Genomic DNA, 22,997 nt, shown 5'->3' with positions numbered 1-22,997 from the left:
CGGGCGGCACACCGACAGGCACGCGGTAAACGGCGCCGCCGTCGCCAAGCCGTCCTGCACGACCCTACTGCCGGCCGAACCGGGAGGCCGCGACCAGCGCCAGCAGGAACACGGCCCCCAGCAACAGGAAACTCCACTGAAAGCCGGCAACGTAGGCCTGCCGGTACAGGTCGGGCGGCAACGCGGCCAGGCCACCTGCCACGCCCTCTGCGCCGGCAACGGCCTCGACTTCTCGCACCGCACGCCAGTCAAGTAACACGGACAGGGACGTCACACCCAGTGCGCCACCGAACTGTTGCGCAAAGTTCAGCGCCCCCGCCCCCTGGGCAGTGCTGGTCAGGGGCAGGCGCGACAGTGACCCGGTGTGTATCGAGGGCATCCCCAGACCAAGCCCCAGGCGCCCGAGTGCAACCCACCCCATGACCGCAAGCAAGCCGGTGCCGGGGCCGGCGAACCCCATGGCCACACAGGACACGGCCATGATGACAAGGCCCGCCATGATGGGAACCACCGGACGCATCCGGTCCGCCAGCAGCCCGCCGAGCGGGAAGGCCGCAGCCATCACCAGGCCGGCCGGCATCAGCACCACCCCCGCGGCAGTGGGCGTCATTCCCTGAATTTCCTGGACGAACAGCGGAATGAGGTAAGTCGAACCGAACAGCCCCGCGCCGAACAGCAGCGCGATGGTGGAGCCCGCGGCAAAGGCGGGCACCCGGTACAGGCGCGGATCCAGCAACGGATCACGCGCCAGCAGCTGTCGGGCGACGAAGCCCGCCGTGAGCGCAGGCACCAGAATCAGGGCAGCAAGGACCGGGGGGTGTGTCCAGCCGAGCCGCTGGCCACTGACCATGGCCCACAGCAGGGCCGTGACGGCAACCCCCAGCACCACCAGACTCACCCAGTCGAGCTGCGGCCGACGCCCGGACACGCGGCCCCGCGGCACGAAGAACAGCGCCAGCAGGCCACCCAGCACGGCCGTCGGGGCAGGCAACACCATGACAGCGCGCCATCCCGTGAGATCCACCAGCACGCCCCCGATAGCGGGGCCGACAGCAGGGCCGAGGATCACGCCAAGGCCGAACAATCCGACCCCGAGCCCCCGCTGGCGCTCCGGAAACACCTGGTAGATCAGAGTGATGGCAAGGGGTTGCAGCAACCCAGCAACCAGCCCCTGCAACACCCGGGCGAGGATGACCAGCTCCAGGGTGGTCGCCAGGGCGCCCAGCAGCGAAGCCAGTACGAACACCGCCATGCCGGCGGCGTAGACCCGACGCATGCCGAACCGCTGCAACGCCCAGGCGTTGAGCAGAATGGCGGTGGTCATGGCCGCCAGAAACCCGGTCGAGAGCCAGTGCGCCTCACTCTGCCCGACGTTGAAAACGCCCATGACGTCGGGGATCGCCACGTTGACCACGGTCGTGGCGACAGCGGTGGACAGCGTCCCGAGCATGACAGCCACAAGCGCCAGCCACTTGTACGCCGGCCCATAACGCTCGAACAGGCTGGTCACTTCATGCCGCACGCTGCATCTCCACCGCGAAAACGCGGTCAAACATACGGCAAGCAGTGACCGACCGCAAAGTCAGCCGGGTTGCAGCAGCCCGGGATCTGCCTTCACGCCACGGCTTCCGCCGCATCGAGAAATGCGCAGCTCAAGCCGCCGTCATCGTCGATGCCAAGCTCCATGGCGGCGGGCACGTCACCCTCGGCCATCAGCGCGAGCAACTGCCTGGCCACGGCCGGCAGCAGGCGCTGGTCGATCACCGCTTCCACCTGACGGGCACCGGTCTCCCGGCCCTCGCACTGCGCCACGATCCGGTCCAGCACCTCCGGTGCACATCGCATGGCCATACCGTGCTCCTCCTGCAGCCGCGCGGCCAGCGCATCCAGCTTCAACGCCACGATACTGCGCAGGCCAGTGTGATCCAGTGGTCGATAAGGCACCACCTGCACCCGGGAGATGAATGCAGGCGGCAAGGCCCGCCGGACCTCCTGCCAGGCCAGATCGGCAAGCTCGGCGTCGCTGGCCCCCTCCTCGGCCTGCGCCGCCGTGTGCAGCGCCTCGCTGCCGAGGTTGGAGGTGAGCAGAATGACGGTATTGGTGAAGTCCACCTCGCGTCCCTCACCATCGCGCATCACGCCACGATCAAAGACCTGGTAGAAGAGGTTGAGTACGTCCGGATGCGCCTTCTCCGCCTCGTCCAGAAGCACGACACTGTAGGGGCGCTGGCGCACCGCTTCGGTGAGTACACCGCCCTCGCCGAAGCCGACATAACCAGGCGGGGAGCCCTTGAGCTGGGAAACGGTATGGGCTTCCTGGTACTCGCTGAGGTTGATGGAGATCAGGGCGCGCTCGCCACCGAACAGCTGGTCGGCCAGCGCCCGCGCGGTCTCCGTCTTGCCGACACCGCTTGGGCCGGTGAGGAGAAAGACGCCCATGGGCTGGTCCGGGCGCAGCAGCCCCGCCTTGGCACTGCGCAGGGTCTGGCCGATGGTCGTGAGGGCACTGTCCTGCCCCACGACACGGCCAGCCAGGGCACTCTCCAGTGCCAGCACGGCATCGAGTTCGTCCCGGAGCATGCGGCCCAGCGGCACGCCGGTCCAGTCAGCAACGACGGCGGCCACCGCGGTGGCATCCACTTCGCCGTGCACCAGTGCCTGCCCCTGCTGGCTGCGGGACAGCGCTGCCCGGGCCGACCGGGCCTGCGCCGCGTCGGTATCGGCCGCCTGTAACGCCCGGACCTGCTGATACTGGTCCTCCCACTCGTCACGGACACGGCTGAGCTGCCCCTCTTCCACTGTCAGGGCTTCACGCAGCCCTGACAGCAGCTGGGGATCCGCTTCCAGCCCCGACGCCGCCTGCTCGTCCAGGCCGGCAAGACGCTGACGCAGGGTGGTCACGCGCTCCCGGTGAATCTCCATGGACGCAGGGGGCGCACTCTGGCTGAGACACACGCGCGATGCGGCCGTGTCGATGAGGTCCACGGCCTTGTCCGGCAACTGGCGCCCGGGGATGTAACGAATCGAGAGGTTCACCGCCGCGGTCAGGGCGTCGTCGGTGATACGCACACCGTGATGGGATTGATAGGGCGCCTTCACGGCCGCCAGCATGTCCAATGCCGTGGATGCGTCCGGCTCATCCACCTTGACCATCTGGAAGCGCCGCGCCAGCGCCGCGTCCCGCTCGAAATACCGCTTGTACTCGGACCAGGTGGTGGCGGCGATCATGCGCACCTCTCCCCGTGCCAGGGCCGGCTTGATCAGGTTGGCGGCATCGCCGGTCCCGGCTTCACCGCCCGCGCCGATGAGCGTGTGCGCCTCATCCACGAACAGGATGGTCGGTGATGGCGCCGCGGCCACATCGGCGAGCAATTGCTTGAGCCGCTTCTCGAACTCGCCCTGGACGCTTGCACCGGCCTTGAGCTGCCCGAGGTCGAGCACCCGGATCCGCACGCCACGCAACGCGGCCGGCACGTCGCCACGGGCGATGCGAAGCGCCAGCCCCTCGACCACAGCCGTCTTGCCCACGCCCGGCTCGCCCACCAGAATCGGGTTGTTCTTGCGCCGTCGCAGCAGAATATCGGCGACCGCGCGCACCTCGACGTTGCGGCCGATGACGGGATCGATGCCGCCGGCTTCGGCAGCGGCCGTGGCGTCGAAGGTATAGCGGTCAAGCGCACTGTCTCCGGACGCGTCCTCCGTGGTCGGACGGGAAGCGGATGGCTCCTGCGCCGGCTGCTGCCGGGCGGGCGCCTCACGCCGGAGACGCTCGGTATCCACCGCGGCCAGCAGGCCGGGCAGCGCGCCCCCCGGCATTCTCTGGCACTGCTCGACCAACGCGTCCAGCAACGCGTGGCCGTCTATCGCCTTGCCGCCGTAGTGCAACTCGGATGCGAGCAAGGCGCGCTCCAGCCACTGCAACAGCGAATGCGAGAACGCCGGCTTGCCACCGTGACCGCTGCGCAGACGCTCCAGTGCCGTCATCAAGGCGTCCCAGACCGCATCCGCATCACCGCCGTATTGCACCAGAGCTGCTGCGAACAGCGTGGCCCGCTCCTTCTTTTCCAGCAGTTTCACCACCACGTGCTCGACGTGGATCTCGTAGTCCGTGCGCGCCCCCGCGAACGCCGCACCGGCCTCCAGTGCCCGCGCGCATTCGCCGTCGAGCCGCTCGACAATCTGCCTGATTCCGTTGGCGCTCATGGATTCTCCTTAATCAACTCTCGTGTTTACGCCGGGGTGTTGCCACCGACGTGGGTCATTCGTACAGCGGTTTCCCGGGGGGCGTGGTCACCCAGCCACGTGGACACACCCAGTGACCTGGCTTCACTGCCCAGTGGCCATGGACGACGCCGCCCCCGGCGGACCACGACGTCCACATCCACACGGTGGCTCCCACCCAGGTAGTCGCCCAGCCAGTGCCGCAGTACCCCGCCACGTTCGCTGCCAGGCCCGAGCCTGACGGCGGCGGCTTCGTCAGTGGGGCCGATGCGCACCCGCATTCTGCCGCTGCCTACGGCCAGCGTGCGGCCCAGGCAGAGGTCCTCGCCCAGAACCGGTCCACCGGTGCCGCCCAGAGCCTGCGGGCCCTGTGGCAATCGGAACCGGACCGGCTGGCGATCCTCCACCTCGACGCGGACGTGACCGGTAATGCGTTGAACCAGCCCACGCACGCCCGCACACGTCGGCCGCCGGCCCTGGAACAGGTCCAGCCCGCCGCCGCTCCTGGCCCGCCCCCCCGTGCCGCCGGCCAGCGTGGCGAACGCGCGGGCCCAGCCCGCATGCGCGGGATGACCGTCCGTGGCACGCCAGCCTGCGGCAAGGGCAGCGTGGACACGGCCATTGATCCAGTCCAGAAAGTGGCGCACCCGCTGGCCGCCCTCGTCGTCCGCCTCCGATGCCGCGGCGTCGATCCAGTAATGGGGTAGCGGCGAATTACTGCCGTGCAGCGCGAACAGGTCGGTTTCGATCACCATCCGGCCCTGGGCGTCCAGGGTGCAGCGGCGGATCTCACCCGCGGGGAAACTGAGGTCGGCAGAGGGTCGAATGACATAACCACCCACTCCGCCTTCCCCGACCGGGCGCAGCCCGGCCCGCTCCAGCAGAAGCACTGCCTGTCGCAGGCTGAAGGCATGCCCCGACTGCAACAGATCCCGCACGGCGGGAATCCCCGTGTGCCCTACTGCGTCGTCCACACCGTCTCCTCGCCGCGGGGCTCCACGGCGACCCGCGTTGTCACGTAACGATCCACGGGGGCCCATTCCTGGAACAGCCCGTGCAAGAGCTCACCCAGCAAGGCCGCCTCGCCGACGTTGAGCAGCCGCCGCTCGTCCACCGACACCCGGATCTCCAGCCCCTGTTCCAGGACACCGCGGCGCAGCCGCCCTGTCGCGCTGCAGGTCACATCCGTGACGGCCTCAACCCGCGCACGGGCGTCGGCCCCCTCGGTACGGTCGAGGCCGGCCAGCAGCGCGCGTATCGCGGGGCCGGCCGCCAACCCCTCCAGATCGGTCCTGGCCAGTGCCGTCAGCGCCTGGAACGCCGGATCACGCGCCGGCGGCGCACGATACGGCGTGGGGCGACGCAGGCTGGTCACGCCGATGCCGTCCGGCAGATCGGGGGCCGGCTGGCTCACATCGCCCTTGCTCAGGTGAAGGCGGGGAATTGCGCCGTGGGAGTAGAGAATGTCGGTGGAGACGGTCTCCAGTCCGGCGGCGCCATCGTCCTCAAGCACGACACTCAGCGCGGGCGTTCCGGTGCCCGTGTCCCGCCGTTTGGTGCGGAACAGACGCTGCTTGCCAGGCGCGAAATCCCACTCCCAGAGCGGGACGAATGGCGCGACAACGCGGCGGTCCACGGACCGCCCCACGGCGGCAATGACCTGATGGACCACGCGGGCATCGACACCATCGGCACCGGATTTCACCATGCACTCCGCCGTCCTGTGATCAAGACGGAGCGGGTCGGAGTCACCGCGCACCAGATTCACCGCCGGCACGCAGTTGCAACGAACCAGGCGCTCGCGCCCCTCGGCGGACGCCGGGGGTGTGGTCTCCACGCGCACGCGCACATCGATCCGGTCACAGTCGTCATCAGGGTGCAGCGTGTCGAGACCCGTCAAACGGATGCAGTGCAGGGTCTCCCTCGCCATGAAGAAGTGCTGCAACCGCTCCAGGGCCGGGCTGCCGGGGATGGTACCGTTGACCCGCTCCGCGCGCCGCGCCGGGTAGCACGGCGCAACGGCCTCGGCGCCACCCACCCGGTGCCAGGGCGCCTCGTCACGGAGACGCGCTTCCACGGTGCTGACACGGCCGGTGAGCGCGTAGCGCAGCGCATGGGCCAGGGCCGGCTCGGCATCGATGAACAGATCGAGCGCGTCCAGGGAAGGCAGCGTCTCTACGCCGTCAGCGTGCAGACTGAAGCGCAGCTCGCTACGCCCCTCGCCCGTATCCACCCACACGGCACCGCCCACACGCAGTGGCCGCACAACGGTATCGAAAAGGGTCGCAAAGGGGACACGCACACGGGTATCACCCACGGGCTGTGACTCTGCCCGCGCGCCCGCCGGCAAGGTCACGACACCCTGCTCGCCGTCGTGCACGCGGAACTCGAGCACGGTGGTACTGGCGAACGGCTCCGCCAGCTCGGGTGCGGCACAGGCCAGCAACTGATCGTGAAAGTCGGTCAGCGAGGCGTCGATCTCGTGCCTGACGCCAGCGGTCAGGTAGGCCACCCCCTCCAGCAACCGCTCCACGTACGGGTCGCGGTCGTGAACCTCGTCGAGGTTGAGCATGCGCGCCTGCTCGGGGTTGGCGTGGGCGAATGCCCGTCCCGATTCGGCGAGGCGCTGCATCTCCAGATCAAACTCCCGCTTCATGTCCATCAGGGGTCTCCTCGTCCAGTACCGCGGGCTCGCCGCTCTCGCGCAACCCGATGGCGAGTGACAACGGCTCTCCGGAACGCAGCGACGCACCGATACGCAGGCTCACCACGAAGCCGCGCTCCGGGCAGCCGGGCTCGACGGTCACCGCAACGTCACGCACCCGCGGCTCGTGAGTCGTCACCAGACGGCGGACGTCCTCGCCCAGTGCGGCGGATGCGTATGGGATATCGCTGTAGACGGCCGGCAACCCCGGCGCGCCGTATTCGGGCATGTGCACGAGGCTGCCCTGCCGTGCGCTGATCAGCCGCCGGATGTGACCGCGGACGCTGGCGAGCTGCGCGTGCGGGGACGTCACCGCTCGCGCGTCGACCACTGTCCCGTCATCAAAACGGCCCAGCAGAACATCCAGAATACCGGCCTTCATCACGCCCCCTCGTGCAGATGCAGGGGCGGGCGGCGCCCGCCCCTGCCAAGTTCCTACCGTCCCTCGGTCCAGGAGTCGGAGAACTCGATGTTGCCGTCCACGTACGCCCAGGTAATCCGGCCATAGCGGATCGCCACCTCTTCCATGTGAGGGAAGCGTTCCTTGTCCGTTTCCTTGACGTTGTGCATGACCGGCTTGACCGACGTGACCTTCACGTCGTTGAGCGTATGCCGGAAGTACTCCTTCTCGTTGCCGGTCTCGTCGATCTGATACCAGCTCAGTGTCAGCTCCTCCAGCGTCTGCCCCTTGCTGCACGCCTTGTAGAGATAAGGCGAGGCACTGTCGAACGACTTGGTGAAGACGAACGGCTCGTGCTTGCGGGTTCCGGTCAACGCACCGTTGTCGCTGTCCGTGGGAATACGCAGCTCGTGCTCGAAGCCGAGGACTTCGATGCTGCCTTCCCGGTCGGCAATGCTTACCGATCCTTCGATCTCATTGCCCTGGTCGTCCTTAAGCCACATGTAGGCCGGAATCGCCATGGTCCTTCTCTCCTTTTCCTTGAGTTCACCGAAACGTTGAATCGGGCTTGCGCCCTGCTATCCACAGCCCCTGGCTGCGAATCCCTCGGCACGCACGGGCGTGCCTTTATGTTGGCAGCTGCGACACCAGCGACAGCTTGAGATCGATCCCTTCGATCTGGAAATGGGGCATCACCGACATGCTCACCCGGTAGTAACCGGGGTTCTCGGGGATCTCTTCCACCTGCACCACCCCCTCACGCAACGGCCTGGAGGCCACCAGATCCGGGTCCGGGTTCTGCATCTTGGTGACCAGCCCCTGCACCCATTCGTTGAGCTCGTTCTCGAGATCCTGGCGGCTCTTGGCCGACCCGATGTTCTCCCGCTGCAGCACCTTGAGGTAGTGCGCCAGCCGGGACACGAGAAAGATGTAGGGCAGGCGCGCGTTGATGCGGGCATTGGCGGTGGCTACCGCGGTCGAGTACTGCTGCGGCCGCTGGGTGGAGTTCGCGGAGAAGAAGCAGGCGTAGTCGCTGTTCTTGTAGTAGCTCAGCGGGATAAACCCCTCGTTGGCGAACTCCAGCTCCTTGTTCTCGGAGATCAGCACCTCGGTGGGCGTCTTGACCTGGGAACCGCGACCGACGTCGTAGACGTGGATCGGCATCTGCTCGAGCCTGCCGCCTGCCTCCGGGCCACGGATGTTCACCGTCCAGCCGTACTCCTTGAACGACCGCGCCATGTTCGAGGCGAAGGCGAAACTGGCATTGCCCCACAGGTACTTCTCGTGGTGCTCGCCGGTGACGTTCTCCTCGTAGTCGAACGAGCGCACCGGGTTGCTCTCGCCGTAAGGCAGACGCAGCAGGAACCGGGGCATGGTCAGGCCCACGTAGCGGGAGTCTTCGGTGTCGCGAAAGCCCCGCCAGCGGGTGTACTCGGCCTTGTCCAGGTAGCTGGAGATGTCGGGGATCTTGAAGACATCGTCCACCGACTCCTTGCCGAAGAACTGCCGCCCGGCAGCGCCGATGAACGGGCAGTGCGCCGCCGCGGCGATCCGCGAGATCTCGGTCAGCAGCGTGATGTCGGGTGCCGAACAGTCGAACTCGTAGTTGGAGACCATGGCGGACATGGGCTCGCCACCGGGCGTGTCGTACTCCTGCACGTAGACGTGCTGGTACAGGCCGGACTGCGTAATGTCGGTGACATCTTCCAGCTCCTCGGCCAGATCCTCCTTACTGACATCCAGCAGCTCGAGCTTGATGTTCGCCTTGGGGTCGCTGCGCTCCACCAGGAAGCGCAGGCTGCGCCAGTCGGACTCCACCTTCTGGAACTCCGGGTGATGGAACACGGCATCGAGCTGTTCGCTGACTGCGGCATCGATGCGGGCGATGTACTCATCGAGCAGCGTCTTGTCGATGCGCTCCACGGACTCGCCGCTTTCGCTGGTGAGCTCCAGGAAAACCTGCAGCGCCGCTGTCAGCCGGTCCTCGAAGGGGATGTCCGCCATCACGGTGGAGTCCTGGAATGTGCCAATATCCAGGTCGCCGTTGACGGGCTGGATCTCCGCAAGCTCGCACAGGCGGCTGTAGCTGCCCATGGGCTCGGTGGTGGTCTCCGCCGCCGCGGCGGCCGTTTGCTCCTGCGTCGACATGGTGTTTCTCCTGCTCACTCGCTGGCGGTGTCGGTATTGAGGGGAGCCGCTTCCTTGAGCTCGCCCATGACCTGCTCAAGCTCCGGCTGGTTCTGGACAATGCGCTCGAGCTCACGCCGGAACCGGGCGTTGTCCAGCACATTGGACTTGAGATCCTTGAGCAGATTGCGCATGGCCAGCATGTTGTTCACCTGCGGAATCTGGCGCGCCACCTCTTCGGGGCTGAACGCCTTGTAGCTGTCGAAGGTGAGGTCCACCTTGATGTCGGAGCCGTCCTTCTTGAGCGTGTTCTCCACGGTGGCCTCGACCCGGGGCGACAGCGTGCCCAGCACCGAGTCGAGGTTGTTCTTGTCAATGGAGATCCGCTCGCGCTCCAGAATGCGGCCCTCACCCTTGCCGTTGCTGTAGTCGCCCAGCACCAGCATCTTCAGCGGCAGCTCCAGCGTCTTCTTCGCCCCGCCGGTGTCCACATCAAGGGTGATGTTGACGCGGGATTTCGGCACTTCGTGTTGATAGCTTCCCATCGTTACTACTCCTTTCGGGTGTACTGTCCTCGGTTAACCCCGCAAACAGGCATGCCGGCTACTGGAACCCGGCTGCCGCCTCCACGTCAGTCAGCGCTACCCTGGCCTTGAGCGCAGCCATCCGCTGCCTGATCTCTTCACGCCCCATGGCGGCACCACCCTTGGGTGGGTGCCGCAGGGCCAGTTGCATGGTTCGCCACACGTCCAGCGCGAACTCGGGGTCCCACCTGGCGATCCCCCGCTGCTCCATGTCCCTGTCCAGCTCATCCAGCAGCGGCAGTGCGAGGTCGCTGCGCCCGGCGTCCACGCACACCTTGGCCCGGCCCAGGGCGAGCGCCGCGCGCTCGCGATCACTGCGACATGCAACGGCATCGAGCAGACGCATGGCGGCGCCGAGCCCCTCGGTGCGCACCGCCGTGCGCGCGTGACCGAGGCGCTGGGCAAGATCCGGCTCGTCGCCGTCACTGGTGTCACCACCCCGCACCCCCGCAAGCCACTTGGCGATATCCGGCGGCACCATGGGCTGCTCGTCGGCGAAACGCAGCTGGGGCAGATCCGGCAAGCGGCTCAGCAGGTCGGCGGTGGCGGCACGGATGGCGCGGGCGATGTCAGGCCGGCCCATTTCAACGGCGGCCTGATCGGCCCACGCCTGAATGCCCATGGCGAGGTGCCCGCCCGGCTCGAGAAACGCGTTCTCGCAGGCGATGAAGGCATCGTCCCAGGCGCCCTCGTCGAGCTTCACGCGGATGGCATCCAGCGCCTGCGGCCGCGGCGACTGAATCTGGGTGACACCGCCTTCGGCGGCCAGCGTATCCAGCCCCGCCCACTTCCAGGCCCGCGCCAGGCCGACCATGCGGCGCCACTCGCCTTCCTTGCGCAGGTAATCCAGGGCGCTTCTGAGCTGGCGGCTGAGATCCCGTTCGGAGGCGGGCTTCGCCGCCTCGTCCTGCTTCTCCTTCTGCGCCGCCCGCTGCCGGTTCTCGGCAGCCCGGCTGGTCGCGAGACGCGCTTCCAGCCAGTCGCGCAGCGGCCTGAACGACGGTGGTGCGTCCAGCCGCTCTGCAAGTGCCTCACCCAGCGCGTCCAGTGCGTGCTGCACCCCTTCCAGGGTGTCCTTGTCGTCCCGGTCACCGGCAAGGTCGAGGAATGCCACCATGCGATCGTTGGCCAGCCACTCCAGGGCCGACACCCGCCCCTGGAGCCGTTGCGGGTGAATCGACTCCCAGTACTGATTCACCGCTGCGCGGACGGTATCCAGGCTATCGCGCAGCCCGGCAAGCCCCCGCTGGTGCAGCTCCGCGAGACACAGATACCCAAGGACGCGCAGGTCCTTGCCCTCCTGGGTCAACACTTCGGTGGCAAGTTCACTCACGCGCTCGAAGTCGTTGCCGCTGAGTTTCTGCACCTCCTCTTTGAGGCCGGCGAACCGGACACCGTGCTTCGGATCGTCGCCGGCCGCACCGGGGTCGTGGTCCGGCAGCGGCGCCAGAACCCGCGCCTGCAGGGTATCCGTCTCGTCACGCGCCTCCGTCACGATGCACTCCTTGCGCCCTGCAGGGAGTCGAGCAGTCCGGACAGGGTCTGGGGCGCTCTCAGGGAAGCGACGCGTTCCGGGGAGACGTCGTCAGGCAGCAGTGTCTCGAGAGGCATCAACGGCGGTGTCACCCCGGGGCGGCGCGGGGCGATCAGGTGCGCCATGTGGGCGGTTGGCGGCAGCCCCACGAACGCCGCGATGGCAACGCCGTCGGCGGGCAGATGCAACGATAACGGCCACGTCAGACTCAGCGGCGGACACCGCTCCTCACCGCAGACCGTTTCGATGGCGCGGGCCCAGAACAGGGCGCCGGTCTCGGCGCCGGCAGCCGTCGCCGGCAACGCCAGGCCACCGCGTCGGCGGACCGAGGCCGGGTCGCGCAGGGACTCGATCCGTCGATGCAGGTCACGGGCCAGCGCCTGCCCGCCATTGGCGGCCCCGGCGCCACCCAGGGCCGCGCTGACATCCGCAAGCGGGCGCTCTGCAAGCGCACCCCGCCAGTTACCACGCGACGGCCGCGCCCCCGGCTCCAGCGCCACCAGCTCCCGGCGCACGGCGTCGGCGGTGAGCGTTCCCATGGGTGCCGCAGCCACGCTGGTCAGACCTGCAAAGAACGCCAGCTGGGCACCGAGAATCTCGGACGGCAGGTACCCCGAGCCTTGCCCGGGGACAACGCGGAACGCCACGAACGGGTATTCCCGCCCGGTCCGATCCACCCCGGCCCTGAGCACGCCGAGGACGCTCTCACCGGTGTCACGGGGTGACATGAGAAAGCACACGGGCTGGCAATGGGCGAGGGACGCGCCGCCACCGGCGGCGGCCGCGGAGCGGAACCCCTGCTCGACCCAGCGCTCGACGGTCGTCACGGCATCGCCGACCACGTTCCAGCGAACGAAGTCGCCGTGCGACGGCAGTTTCCCGAAGAAGCCCGTGGTCACGCCCTGCGGGCCGTTCGCCGATCCATGGCTGAATGGAATCATTCCGTGCTGCACTCCCTTGCCCATCAAGCGGCCCGTCCCGGGGCCTTAACGTGTCATGTTCCCCGGAAGGTCAAAGCGCGACAGGTCGCCCCAATGCAGAACCGGGCTACGCCGCTCCGTGCGGATTTCCAGCTCGAACGGCCGGTGCTCGACGGCGTTGTCGCCGTGCAGCTCCCACTGCCCGACGAACTCGGAACCGCTCTCCCGTTCCAGGCTGTCCGCCTCCGCGAGCAGCCGGAACAATGCCCAGTTACCTCTGAATCGCAGCTCCGCCGATTCCCCGGTGATCCCGGACACCACGGCAAGCCGGGCACCACGGTGGTCGCCATTTCCCGGCCACTCGAACGCGTGCCACGATTCCGGCTCGTTGCGATACCGCAACTGGTCACCATTGGCGTGAAGGCGCATGTCCGTGAGGTCCGGGTTGGAGTTTGCCAGCACGGTGAAGGCGAGGTTCAGGTGCGGCTCGTCGCCGAACAGCGTGTCGGTGATGTCCTCAGCCATGCTCAGGGTTTCGAGGAAACGCGGCGAGAAACCCAGCCCCTGCCCGAGCCACGTGCGGCCCTGCCAGGCTCCCCCGCTCCGGCGGACGAAAGCATCCAGTTCATCCTCGACAAACTCCCAGAGCACGCCGTCATCGGGCCGGAAGAAGGATTCGAAGTCACCGGTGGCAACATCCGAGCCTTCACGGCTCAACGGAAAGCGGTTCTGCAGGTCGCTGCGGTAACGCACAACCACCTGCTGCTGCCACCGGTCTTCGAGATGGCTCCGCGATTCCGCCAACACGCGCTGCCAGGTGTTCTCCAACGGCATGACCAGCGCCGGCTGCATCGCCACGCGCACGTCGTGGGAGACGTCACCGAGAATCCGGCCGGTTTCACGGTAGGCGTCATACACCCCGAGGCCGGCACCGTCACCCGCGATGACGTCTGCCGCGTACTCGGCGCTGTCCTCACCCGGGTCCGAAGCCACGGACAGGACCTCGATCTCTTCCTGCAGGGATTCCAGGGCGGGCGCATAGCTGCTCAGCGCCTCCGGCATGCCGTGATCCTCGTTCTCGCGCAGCAGACCCAGCAACTCCATACCGCGCCTGTCATGCCGGAACCGGCCGGACGCTTCCATACCCGCCGCGTCGGCGGAGACTTCCGCCAGGCCGGAGGGGCCATGGCTGGCGACATGATCGTGGATGCCCTCGTAAAGCGCTGCCAGGGGGCCATCGTCACGTGACAAGCGGTCCAGCCGGGAGGCCACGTCACGCAGCGAGCCGAACCCACCCGGCTCGACACTCTCGATGAAGTGCAGCCAGGCGCTGACAAAGTCCTCGACGTATAGCGCTTCGATGGACTCGCGGATCTCCTCACGCCGGGCGCGGCTCATCTCGCCGGCCTCGTCACGGGCCGTCACCCAGTCGCGCTCGGCCTGACCACTCAGAAGCGCTTCGATGCGCTCTTCGAAGAAGTCATCCCAGACGTTACCGGCGAACGCACCGGATACCTGCTCGTCGGTATCCCAGAACTCGCGGCTGCGGCCATCAACCAGTTCCGACAGACCGACAGGATCGTGCCGGTTCCCCGCCTCGCCGAGAATGCGGTAGTAAAGATCACCTGCACGGGAGCGCACCGCCAGGTCGCGGCGGGCGCTGTCGACCAGGCCCTCGTCGGCGGTCATCCAGCCATCACTTACGGCACCATTGGGCAACCCGCCGGAGAGAGCCAGAATGAGGCTGTCCTCCAGTGCCCGCAGCTGCGAACGCCCCAGGTCGAAGTCCCGGCTGGCCGCCCAGTAAGCCGCCAGGCGCGGGCCGGCCAGGTCCGGATCAAGCCGCTCAGGCTCGGAGGACAGCATCAGGTAGGCCGCCAGCGTATCCCGGTAACGCTCGCGAACCGCTTCCCGGCCACTCTCGTCGAGGGTGTCCCACCGGTCGTTGAGGCGGCCGATGCCGGCGACCAGCTCGGTGGCCGCGTCATCGAGAATGACATCGATCACCAGCCGCTGCATGAACGGCTCCAGCGCGGCCAGCTGCCGGTCAAGCGTGCCGGCGCGCAGCCGGTCCCGCCAGCGCGGGTCATCCCGCAACGTCCGCAGTTCCGACCAGTGATCATGCAGGCCGTCCAGCGCCTCCATGGTATGGCGTTCACTGGCCTGATCATCCCGAAGTACCTCGCGCGCGTCCTCGACCCGCTCGAGGCCTCTTTCCGCCATGGCGGCGTCCCGCTCCGCGGCGACGGTATACAGGCCGATGGCGCCGGCAACCAGGGCGCCGCAGGCGCACAGGGTGGCGCCCTTGAGGCTGCGCTGGGTCAGTAGACGGCGACGATCGGGGCGCACCAGGTTGGCCAGGGGCAGCACGGCGTCAGTGAGCAGCCCCTTGATGAAATAGGCACGGGTGCTCCCGCCCGCGGGCTCGACCGGCTCGTCGGTGTCCTCCACGAATGACGACTGCAGCCGCCCGTGGATGCGGCGCAACGGCGCGCCTCCCTGGGTGCCGCTGGTGAGATACACCCCCTCGAAGTGCGGGACTTCGCGATACGGATCCTCACGCACCAGCAAATCCAGCAGCTCGCCGAGCGGATTGCTGGCGGAGCGGAACTGGGCGGGGAATCCGAAGGTATCGATGCGGCGCGCCAGGCTCCGCTGCATGGACACCTTGCGCAGGCGCAGCGCGCACAACCGCCTGTGCAGGGCGCCGAGAACGGTGCCAACCGCGGACTGGCGATCGCCGCTCTCCCCTGCGGCATGGGAGAGGGACACACCCCAGGCCTGGGCGCGCTCATCCTCCGAGAGATCTTCGAAGAACGGCTCGAAGCCCTCGATGCGGTCCGCCTGGGTCAGAACGAGATAGACGGGGAACCGCACCCGCAGCGACTGGGTCAGCTCGTCCAGTCGATCCCGCATGATGTTCGCATGCCGCCGGATCCCTTCGGCGTCAGCCGTCAGCAGGTCGGGCAGTGAGAGCGTGAGCAACACCCCGTTGATGGGCTTTCGCGGGCGGTGCTGGCGCAGCAGCTCAAGAAAGGCGATCCACTCGGCGCGATCGTCCGGCTCGGTGGTATAGCGCCCTGCCGTATCGAGAAAGATCGCCTGGTCGGACAGCCACCAGTCACAATTCCGGGTGCCACCAAAGCCCCGTTGACGCAGCGCTTCCTGGTCGTCGTAGGGAAAATGCAGGCCGGATTCACGAATCAGCGTGCTCTTGCCCGCCGCAGGCGGGCCGATGACCAGATACCACGGCAGTGTATAGAGGCCTTTCGCCCAGCCGGTGCTACCGAGACGGCTGGATTTCAGTGCCTCGACGCGCTCGTCGACCTGCTGGGACAGCAGCGCGATGTCCGCTTCCTGCTGGGACGGCGCCTGCTCGCCCATTGCATCGACCATGCGCCGCCCGCGGCGGCGCCTGACGAGAGCCACCACCCCGGCAATGGCTGCACCGGCCGACAGAACGACAGCCACGATCACGGCGCGCTCCATCAGCCCGGGATATCCAGCATAGGGAAGGCCGAACCACAGGAGCAGGCCCGCGAGCACGAGCGCGATCAACACGCTGCCGACCGCCGAGAGGAGAAACTTCTTAAGATTGCGTGCGATCCATGCCATGACGTTTCACCGGCGCTCAGCCGTCCTCCCCGCGCCCGAACAGCTCAACATGCGTTTCGCGAATATCCCGCGCCGCCGCCTCGACATCACTGGACGTGACGCTCAGGTAGTAGAGATGGCTCAGACCGACCGCGGCGACGGTCGCCACGGCGATGGCCCAGTAGGGCACTCTCGCCCCCGCCCGGCCGACCTTCTGGGTGAGTGTGAGGCGATCCGGTGAGAGGCGCGGATCCGGCTGTCCGCGAACATCCTCGATCTGGGAGTGCAGATCCATCTGCAACACCATCAACCGCTCGGGCTCCTGAAAGGCGTACGCCCCCTCGAAGCCAAGCTGCAGACAGACGCAGTAGACCTCGATGAGATCGATGTTGCGCTCGGGTTCCCGGCGCAGTTCGTCCAGCCGGTCAAAGAACTTCTGTCCGGCCGTCTGCTCACCGAACAGCTCAAGCTGCAGGGGGTTGGCCATCCATTCCGACCGCCCGTCCCACTCCGAGGCGATGACCGCCTCATCCACGTAAGCGACCACGGCGAAGCGCGCGGATTCCACAGCGGCAAGCGCAAGCCGGTTTTCCAGGCCACAACGGTCAAGCCCCTGGAGCGCCTCGACCACGGCTGCGCGGAACTCGTCGAACGGCCCGGCACGATCCGGCCGCGTCCGCAACGGAGCCACGATGGCGAACACGTCACTGGCCGCGTCGAGCAGCGGATTGACCGACTCACGGTCCTGCTGATTCATGGATCACCCTCCGTGGTCTAACCTTCGTGAACCGCCACCATCTCCACCCGCGCGTCACGAAACGCCGCAGGCATGTAGAGTGCGAGGGAACCGGCCTCCCTGGCCCGCCCCCAGAACTCGCCGGACTTGTCCAGACGGAAATACTCGTAGCCGGTCTTCACCGGAAGCCGGTTGGGCGGCCGCTGAACGTGGATGAGCTGAACGCCGGGCAGTGCCGAGGCGACAATGCGCTCAAGCTCCTCCCGCGCGCCGATCTTGACCTGTCTCGGCAGATCGTCGACCCAGGTCATGGAGGTGGCAGCGTCGAACCGCACGGCGAGGAAGAGCGTCTGCTCGTCAAGCAGCCGGGACTCCACCCCTTCAACCTGGAGAATGGACTCGGACTCCCGCACGAGCTGAATCGACGCCAGATGCTGCGGCAGGGCCGTGCCGATCAGGTCATCCACGGCGTGATCCAGCGCCTGCATGACCGACTGCAGGTCGCCATGGTCATAGACGGGCGGATCGTGGGGCGCGGTGTCGTCATCCGCCTGGGAGAAGATGCGTAGCCCCGCCACCAGACGCGCCAGCACGTCGTAAGCCTGCCACGGGTGGCTACCCGGGTTCGCCCGCAAGGACCGCAACGCCACCGCGGCCGGCTCCAGGGTCTGCATCAGCAGGAAACCGGCAACTTCACTGGGTCCGAACTCCTGACCGCGCCCCAGCGAGGCTTGCTGACGACGCAACATGGACACCCGTGCCGAGACGCGCTCGAGATTGCGCTCGACGAGGTCCGTGAGGGCGGGCGCCGCACCGATACGACAGACCGTGGGGATGAACCGCGACGAGAGACGGAAGGCGGTGTCGTCCAGGCGCTCCACCTCGGCGATCTTCAGACTCACCGCGCCGGTCTCCGGGGGCTCCCCGGCGCGCAGGCTCAGATTGGGGCTGCCAAGCATCACCTCACGGCTGCGCTCGCTGTCGTGGGCGTCCGCCATCTCCACGAACCGGGGCCGCCACGCCGCACCTTTGCCACCGGACGCATACCCGGGCAGATCCTCGGCCTGGTCGTTTGCAGGCATCACCAGATGAACAGCGCCGCCGCTGGCCGGGAGCCCGGTGAGATCCACCTCCACCGCGCCATCGGCGCCCTCATCCAGCACAATCAGGCGCCCATCAGGCAGAATGGCCTCGCAGCCTGTCAGACGGCACGTGCCCAGTGCCAGGGCATCGGAGTCGATACGGAGGCTCAACACCCCCCACAGGTGCGGCGACACCGCCGAGGCGCGCAGCACCTGGGCCGCCTCGTTGTACCGGTCCCACGCCTGGAAATGCTGCTGTCCCAGCAGCACTCCCTCGGCCCAGACGGGCCTCTCCGCCCTGCGCTCCATCACCGTCTCCCTCCACGCCCGCGCGACTGGACGCGCTGTTCGTGGCCGTTGCTCTCCACGAAACGCAGGTGCACCGCGTCCGCTTCGTCCCCTTCCAGTAGCGCGTTGCCCGAGAGGCCCAGCCGCAACGCCGCAGAGCCCCGTAGACCGAAGACACCCTCGGGCAACGGTTCGATCATCCGCCAACGGTCGTTGTCCGGGCGGCGATAGAGCACCGCCACGGCGACGTGCGTGGCGTCCTCGTTCATCTCCACGGTCACGTCTTTCAGTTCATCGGGACGCATCACGTACTCTTCCCGCTCGACCATGGAATCACCGAGCGCGTCCTCGTCGCCGGCGAGCAGATCGTCGAAATCCGCTTCCAGGAAAGGCTCCTTGTCATCAAGCTGGTAAAGCCGCACGACCACGGACAGTGGATCGCCCGAAGGCGCCGGGTTGATCTCCGGCGCTGCCGCCATGGAGAGGTCCACCCGCGGGGCACAGCCAGCGAGCGCGACCAGCAGTGACATCAGAACAGCCGTCAGGGATGCGCGTTGGAGCGAAAGCGGTTTCATGATTGCCGTGCACCGTCCGTATGCGAAGTGTTCGGGGTCGCCGGACCAGGCTGCGAGGTGCACGGCGGCGCGGTTGCAAGTGTCGCCGCAGCGGGACGGTGCCGGAGATAGGACCAGGTGAAGGCCGGCACGGCGACTTCCAGCATCTGCCGCGCCTTCGCGGGACGGCGGAGCCAGGCCAGGAGACCACGCCAGCGGCTCTTCAGACGCCTGCCAACGGACCACCGCCCGGCCGCCGCGGGCAGACGCCCGTGCACGACCGCCTCGCTGGCGTCGTCCAGGGCCATGACCATGGCGGCGTGGTCCCGCGCAAGCAGCCGCAGGAAGGCGCGCAGGCGCTCGGCCCCGTCGGGGCACGTAACCAGCCAATGGTGAAAGGTTTCTTCAGGGGAGGTAACGTCGAGGAGTTCCGGGCATTCGGCAAAGACCTGCCGAAGCGGCAGCCCGAATTCCTCGGCAAACTGCTTCTTGCTGTGTACGAGTTGCGCGAGGCCGGTTGCCAGCTCACGCTCAACGTCGCCAACGGGCGACTTGCTCGCCCCAGCATCCATGCGCACCTGTTCCATCGCCAGGCCACTCCCTTGATTGGCTGCACCATCCCTTGTCCGCCACGTCCTGCAGCGGGGCTCACTGCGCTTCCAGCGCTTCGGGAAATCCACCTGCTCCCGATCGAGCCGAGTAAATCTTGCCTGCTTTACCGAGCGCTTTGCAACCCTTCGTGTCGCTATCAGACGTCGCCGGAATGAACCCGCCGACACCTCAACTTTACTTCAGGAAAACCCCGTGATGGGATCAATACCCGGGGACCACTCCACGGAGACGACAGCATGCCAACCGGGAACACGGCTCACGGGCGAAACAAGGACGTACTGAGCGTCGGCGAGGTCGCGCGGCGCAGCGGCGTGGCCGTCTCCGCCCTGCATTTCTACGAGACCAAGGGGCTCATCTCGAGCTGGCGAAACAGCGGTGGACAACGGCGCTTCCCGCGGAGCGTCCTTCGGCGGGTGGCCGTGATCAAGGCGGCGCAGCGCATCGGCATCCCCCTGTCGGAGATCGCCGAGGCGCTGGCGGCGCTGCCCGACGGCCGCTCGCCCACCGCCGCCGACTGGCAGCGCCTCTCGGACCGCTGGCGCGCCAATCTGAACGAGCGCATCGACAAGCTGATCAAACTGCGTGACGACCTGGACGGCTGCATCGGCTGTGGCTGCCTCTCGCTGGAGAGCTGCCCCCTGCGCAACCCGGGCGATATCGCTGCCGAAGGCGGCCCCGGGGCGCGGTTGTTCGACCAGGCCGACTGAGAACCGTATCCATCCGGCGACAGCGACAGGGCAGATCATGCCGAGCCCCGGCATAACCCGCCCTCCCCTCCATACAGGCCACGTGGCATCTATACTTCCCCAGCCGTTCCGTCAGGCGTATTCGCTGCCCGCGGCAACGGCCTCCACGGAGTATTACTCATCAGCGAGGAGTGACGGCCATGGCTCGAACGGCGTTGATTACAGGCGGCACACGGGGGATCGGCGCGGCGATCGCAACGGGGCTTGCCACGGCAGGGTACCGCGTCGGCGTCACGTATCAGGGCAACGATGACGCCGCCGCCGCATTCAGGCAGGAGACCGGCATCGCCACGTTCAAGTGGGACGTCGGGGATTTCGAGGCGTGCCGGGCCGGGGTACAGCAGGTCACCGAGACACTGGGCCCCGTCGAGATCCTGGTCAACAACGCAGGCATCACCAGGGATGCGACGCTGCACCGCATGGACCCGGAACAGTGGAACGCCGTGATCCAGACCAACCTGACATCCGTGTTCAACATGGTCCGGGTGACAATCGAGGGAATGCGGGAGCGCGGCTTCGGGCGCATCGTGCAGATTGCGTCCATCAACGGCCAGAAAGGCCAGATCGGCCAGGCCAACTATGCCGCGGCCAAGGCCGGCCTCCTCGGTTTCACGCGCTCCGTGGCACAGGAAAACGCCCGCAAGGGAATTACCGTCAACGCAATTGCGCCGGGATATATCGCCACCGACATGGTGTCTGCCGTCCCCGAGGACGTGCTGGACAAGATCGTCGCGCAGATCCCGGTGGGCCGTCTGGGTCACGCTGAGGAGATCGCCCAGGCGGTGCGTTATCTGGTCAGCGACGAGGCGGCATTCACAACAGGCACCACCCTGACCGTCAACGGCGGACAGTACATGACCTGAGCGAAGGCGCTGAGCGGATCGTGGAGGCTTACGGGAAATAGCAGATCGCGCATCCATGCGCGTCACTGCTTAAGATGTTTGGTGGAGCCAGGCGGGATCGAACCGCCGACCTCCTGCATGCCATGCAGGCGCTCTCCCAGCTGAGCTATGGCCCCGATGTTTCGAGGATGCGTATGATAGGCAGCCGATCCCGCCTTGTCAAACGCTCTCCCCTGCGTCGATGAACGCCAGCGCCGCGTCGATTCGCGCAAGGCTGACATCCCGCCCGAGGAGCTCCAGCGTCTCGTCGATGGGCGGGGACACCGGCCCGCCGGACAGCGCCACGCGCAGGGGCTGGGCCACTTTGCCGAGCTTCAGCTCCAACCGTTCCGCGACATACTGCACCGTCTCGTGCAACGTGCCCCGCTCCCACTCCGACACGGCCGCCAGAGCCTCCCGGAGCGCAGCCAGCGCCGGCCGCGTCTCCGCCTTGAGGTTCTTCCTCGCAGCCTTCTCGTCGTAGGCCTCGGGCATGCGATAGAAGAACGCGCTGTTGCGCGCCATCTCGTCCAGCGTCTTGGCCCGCTCCCGCTGGGACACCACCACCGCCTCCAGCGATGGCCCGTCAGACGGATCGATCCCGAGCTGACCCATGTGCCAGCTCAGGTGCCGCGCCACATGGGCGGGATCCAGCGTCTTCATGTAGTGCTGGTTCAGCCAGTCCAGCTTGGAGACGTTCAGCGCGGACGCCTTGGCGTTCAGGGAATCGATGTCGAACAGCTGCACCATCTCGTCCAGCGAGAACACCTCCTGGTCACCATGGGACCAGCCCAGGCGCACCAGGTAGTTGAGAACAGCCTCGGGCATATAACCCTGATCGCGGTAGTTCATGACCCCCACCGCACCGTGCCGCTTCGACAGCCGTTTGCCGTCTTCACCGAGGATCATGGGCACGTGCGCATAGACTGGCGGCTCCACCCCCAGCGCCTGGAGGATGTTCACCTGGCGCGGCGTGTTGTTCAGGTGGTCGTCACCGCGGATGACATGGGTGATGCCCATGTCCATGTCGTCCACCACCACGGTGAGGTTATAGGTGGGCGAGCCATCCGTGCGGGCAATGATGAGATCATCCAGCTCGCTGTTGTTGAACGCGACCCGGCCATGCACGCGGTCGTCCACCACCACCGCGCCCTCCTGGGGGTTACGGAAGCGGATAACGTAGGGCGCATCAGGTGCGGGCGGCTCCTGCAGATCACGGCACTTGCCGTCGTAGCGCGGCTTCTCCTTGCGCTTCTGCTGCTCCTCGCGCAGGGCATCAAGCCGCTCCTTCGAGCAGTAGCACTTGTACGCCTTGCCCTCGTCCAGCAACTGCTGGATCACTTCCCGGTACCGATCGAACCGCTGGGTCTGGTAGAACGGCCCTTCGTCGTACTCAAGGCCGAGCCAGGTCATGCCTTCGAGAATCGCGTTGACCGACTCCTGGGTGGAGCGCTCCTGGTCGGTGTCCTCCACACGCAACACGAAGCTGCCGCCGTGTTTGCGGGCATAGAGCCACGAGAACAACGCGGTGCGCGCACCACCGATGTGCAGATAGCCCGTGGGGCTTGGGGCAAAACGAGTCTTCAGCGTCATGCGACCGGGTCCTTATACGCCGTCACCTGTAAGTTGAGGCCGCGTATGGTAGCAAAGCTCACCTCCCGGAGGCACCGCCAGCGTTGACAGCTCCCGAGCTTGCACCTAGAATTTTGCAACTTCGATCGGGCGCGTAGCTCAGCGGGAGAGCACTGCCTTCACACGGCAGGGGTCGCTGGTTCAATCCCAGCCGCGCCCACCAAACAACATCAACGACACGACGTTGTCGCTGACTGAAAACCTCCCCGTGGCGATCCTGTAAAGGACCGCGAGGGAGGTTTTTTACGTTTGGTGTTGCCTGAGATCCAAATCGGCTCTCCCCGGCCTCACGCCGCCCCATCGCGTTCTCCCTGGACCTTTGCATATCCAGCGGCGGACCTCCTCTTCAGCGCACTCCGTCCGTCGAAACCAATTGGTATAC

The 22,997-nt window shown here is 67.0% G+C and carries 18 protein-coding genes and 2 tRNA genes; 3 read left to right on the top strand and 17 right to left on the bottom strand.

Annotated features, from left to right (window positions below):
• Positions 1–64: 64 nt before the first annotated feature.
• The 15 genes from BMZ02_RS13955 to BMZ02_RS13885 all read right to left on the bottom strand — a co-directional run bounded on the left by BMZ02_RS13955 (position 65) and on the right by BMZ02_RS13885 (position 19,331).
• Positions 65–1,522 (bottom strand): DHA2 family efflux MFS transporter permease subunit, encoded by a 1,458-nt coding sequence (locus tag BMZ02_RS13955; protein ID WP_091645006.1) that lies wholly within the window; start codon positions 1,520–1,522, stop codon positions 65–67.
• Between the two features lie 92 nt (positions 1,523–1,614).
• A complete protein-coding gene (gene tssH, locus BMZ02_RS13950) occupies positions 1,615–4,203 on the bottom strand; it encodes a type VI secretion system ATPase TssH (protein ID WP_091645004.1) in 2,589 nt (862 codons plus the stop codon).
• 26 nt (positions 4,204–4,229) lie between these two features.
• Complete coding sequence (locus tag BMZ02_RS13945; protein WP_171909933.1) at positions 4,230–5,195, bottom strand: type VI secretion system baseplate subunit TssG; 966 nt, start codon at positions 5,193–5,195, stop codon at positions 4,230–4,232.
• Positions 5,180–6,883 carry a type VI secretion system baseplate subunit TssF gene (locus BMZ02_RS13940; protein WP_091645002.1) on the bottom strand — a complete coding sequence of 568 codons (1,704 nt, stop codon included), beginning with the start codon at positions 6,881–6,883 and terminating at the stop codon, positions 5,180–5,182. Before BMZ02_RS13940 ends, BMZ02_RS13945 begins: the two co-directional genes overlap by 16 nt.
• A complete protein-coding gene (gene tssE / locus BMZ02_RS13935) occupies positions 6,861–7,307 on the bottom strand; it encodes a type VI secretion system baseplate subunit TssE (RefSeq protein ID WP_091645000.1) in 447 nt (148 codons plus the stop codon). The genes BMZ02_RS13940 and tssE overlap by 23 nt, the downstream gene beginning before the upstream one ends.
• Before the next feature lie 53 nt (positions 7,308–7,360).
• Complete coding sequence (locus BMZ02_RS13930) at positions 7,361–7,846, bottom strand: Hcp family type VI secretion system effector (RefSeq protein WP_091644998.1); 486 nt, start codon at positions 7,844–7,846, stop codon at positions 7,361–7,363.
• Between the two features lie 106 nt (positions 7,847–7,952).
• Entirely contained in the window at positions 7,953–9,473 is a 1,521-nt protein-coding gene (gene tssC, locus BMZ02_RS13925) for a type VI secretion system contractile sheath large subunit (RefSeq protein WP_091644996.1), read from the bottom strand.
• 14 nt (positions 9,474–9,487) lie between these two features.
• Positions 9,488–9,997 carry a type VI secretion system contractile sheath small subunit gene (gene tssB, locus BMZ02_RS13920; RefSeq protein ID WP_091644993.1) on the bottom strand — a complete coding sequence of 170 codons (510 nt, stop codon included), beginning with the start codon at positions 9,995–9,997 and terminating at the stop codon, positions 9,488–9,490.
• Between the two features lie 58 nt (positions 9,998–10,055).
• A complete protein-coding gene (locus tag BMZ02_RS13915) occupies positions 10,056–11,531 on the bottom strand; it encodes a TssA family type VI secretion system protein (RefSeq protein ID WP_091644991.1) in 1,476 nt (491 codons plus the stop codon).
• Entirely contained in the window at positions 11,528–12,511 is a 984-nt protein-coding gene (gene tagF, locus BMZ02_RS13910; protein ID WP_171909932.1) for a type VI secretion system-associated protein TagF, read from the bottom strand. Before tagF ends, BMZ02_RS13915 begins: the two co-directional genes overlap by 4 nt.
• Before the next feature lie 45 nt (positions 12,512–12,556).
• The gene (gene tssM, locus BMZ02_RS13905) at positions 12,557–16,105 is read right to left on the bottom strand and encodes a type VI secretion system membrane subunit TssM (protein ID WP_091644988.1); all 3,549 of its coding nucleotides are present in this window, start codon (positions 16,103–16,105) and stop codon (positions 12,557–12,559) included.
• Between the two features lie 16 nt (positions 16,106–16,121).
• Positions 16,122–16,841, bottom strand: a complete 720-nt coding sequence (icmH, locus tag BMZ02_RS13900; protein WP_091644986.1) for a type IVB secretion system protein IcmH/DotU — start codon at positions 16,839–16,841, stop codon at positions 16,122–16,124.
• Between the two features lie 17 nt (positions 16,842–16,858).
• A complete protein-coding gene (gene tssK, locus BMZ02_RS13895; protein ID WP_091644984.1) occupies positions 16,859–18,211 on the bottom strand; it encodes a type VI secretion system baseplate subunit TssK in 1,353 nt (450 codons plus the stop codon).
• Positions 18,211–18,720 carry a type VI secretion system lipoprotein TssJ gene (gene tssJ / locus BMZ02_RS13890; protein ID WP_171909931.1) on the bottom strand — a complete coding sequence of 170 codons (510 nt, stop codon included), beginning with the start codon at positions 18,718–18,720 and terminating at the stop codon, positions 18,211–18,213. Before tssJ ends, tssK begins: the two co-directional genes overlap by 1 nt.
• A gap of 41 nt (positions 18,721–18,761) precedes the next feature.
• A complete protein-coding gene (locus BMZ02_RS13885; RefSeq protein ID WP_091644980.1) occupies positions 18,762–19,331 on the bottom strand; it encodes a hypothetical protein in 570 nt (189 codons plus the stop codon).
• Positions 19,332–19,592: 261 nt separating this feature from the next.
• On the opposite strand from BMZ02_RS13885, the gene soxR reads away from it, so the two are divergent.
• Together soxR and phbB are read left to right on the top strand one after the other, a co-directional pair.
• Positions 19,593–20,063, top strand: a complete 471-nt coding sequence (gene soxR / locus BMZ02_RS13880; RefSeq protein ID WP_091644979.1) for a redox-sensitive transcriptional activator SoxR — start codon at positions 19,593–19,595, stop codon at positions 20,061–20,063.
• Positions 20,064–20,242: 179 nt separating this feature from the next.
• Positions 20,243–20,965: an acetoacetyl-CoA reductase gene (phbB, locus tag BMZ02_RS13875; RefSeq protein WP_091644977.1), complete on the top strand. Its 723-nt coding sequence runs from the start codon at positions 20,243–20,245 to the stop codon at positions 20,963–20,965.
• Positions 20,966–21,044: 79 nt separating this feature from the next.
• On the opposite strand, the gene BMZ02_RS13870 is transcribed toward phbB, so the two are convergent.
• Together BMZ02_RS13870 and gltX are read right to left on the bottom strand one after the other, a co-directional pair.
• A tRNA-Ala gene (locus tag BMZ02_RS13870) sits at positions 21,045–21,120 on the bottom strand.
• A gap of 43 nt (positions 21,121–21,163) precedes the next feature.
• Positions 21,164–22,576 carry a glutamate--tRNA ligase gene (gene gltX, locus BMZ02_RS13865; protein WP_091644975.1) on the bottom strand — a complete coding sequence of 471 codons (1,413 nt, stop codon included), beginning with the start codon at positions 22,574–22,576 and terminating at the stop codon, positions 21,164–21,166.
• Between the two features lie 127 nt (positions 22,577–22,703).
• On the opposite strand from gltX, the gene BMZ02_RS13860 reads away from it, so the two are divergent.
• Positions 22,704–22,778, top strand: a tRNA-Val gene (locus BMZ02_RS13860).
• Positions 22,779–22,997 lie beyond the last annotated feature (219 nt).

Source organism: Aquisalimonas asiatica, assembly GCF_900110585.1.
In the GTDB taxonomy this organism is placed as follows: domain Bacteria; phylum Pseudomonadota; class Gammaproteobacteria; order Nitrococcales; family Aquisalimonadaceae; genus Aquisalimonas; species Aquisalimonas asiatica.
Note: the sequence above shows the minus strand (reverse complement) of the source record. Positions and strands in the feature narration are given on the sequence as shown.

What these genes read in the sequence shown, in the direction of transcription:
- tssH (WP_091645004.1), bottom strand. Translation starts at nt 4,203, where the DNA reads ATGAGCGCCAACGGAATCAGGCAGATTGTCGAGCGGCTCGACGGCGAA.
- BMZ02_RS13940 (WP_091645002.1), bottom strand. Translation starts at nt 6,883, where the DNA reads ATGGACATGAAGCGGGAGTTTGATCTGGAGATGCAGCGCCTCGCCGAA.
- tssE (WP_091645000.1), bottom strand. Translation starts at nt 7,307, where the DNA reads ATGAAGGCCGGTATTCTGGATGTTCTGCTGGGCCGTTTTGATGACGGG.
- BMZ02_RS13930 (WP_091644998.1), bottom strand. Translation starts at nt 7,846, where the DNA reads ATGGCGATTCCGGCCTACATGTGGCTTAAGGACGACCAGGGCAATGAG.
- tssC (WP_091644996.1), bottom strand. Translation starts at nt 9,473, where the DNA reads ATGTCGACGCAGGAGCAAACGGCCGCCGCGGCGGCGGAGACCACCACC.
- tssB (WP_091644993.1), bottom strand. Translation starts at nt 9,997, where the DNA reads ATGGGAAGCTATCAACACGAAGTGCCGAAATCCCGCGTCAACATCACC.
- tagF (WP_171909932.1), bottom strand. Translation starts at nt 12,511, where the DNA reads ATGATTCCATTCAGCCATGGATCGGCGAACGGCCCGCAGGGCGTGACC.
- tssM (WP_091644988.1), bottom strand. Translation starts at nt 16,105, where the DNA reads ATGGCATGGATCGCACGCAATCTTAAGAAGTTTCTCCTCTCGGCGGTC.
- icmH (WP_091644986.1), bottom strand. Translation starts at nt 16,841, where the DNA reads ATGAATCAGCAGGACCGTGAGTCGGTCAATCCGCTGCTCGACGCGGCC.
- tssK (WP_091644984.1), bottom strand. Translation starts at nt 18,211, where the DNA reads ATGGAGCGCAGGGCGGAGAGGCCCGTCTGGGCCGAGGGAGTGCTGCTG.
- tssJ (WP_171909931.1), bottom strand. Translation starts at nt 18,720, where the DNA reads ATGTCACTGCTGGTCGCGCTCGCTGGCTGTGCCCCGCGGGTGGACCTC.
- BMZ02_RS13885 (WP_091644980.1), bottom strand. Translation starts at nt 19,331, where the DNA reads ATGGAACAGGTGCGCATGGATGCTGGGGCGAGCAAGTCGCCCGTTGGC.
- soxR (WP_091644979.1), top strand. Translation starts at nt 19,593, where the DNA reads ATGCCAACCGGGAACACGGCTCACGGGCGAAACAAGGACGTACTGAGC.
- phbB (WP_091644977.1), top strand. Translation starts at nt 20,243, where the DNA reads ATGGCTCGAACGGCGTTGATTACAGGCGGCACACGGGGGATCGGCGCG.
- gltX (WP_091644975.1), bottom strand. Translation starts at nt 22,576, where the DNA reads ATGACGCTGAAGACTCGTTTTGCCCCAAGCCCCACGGGCTATCTGCAC.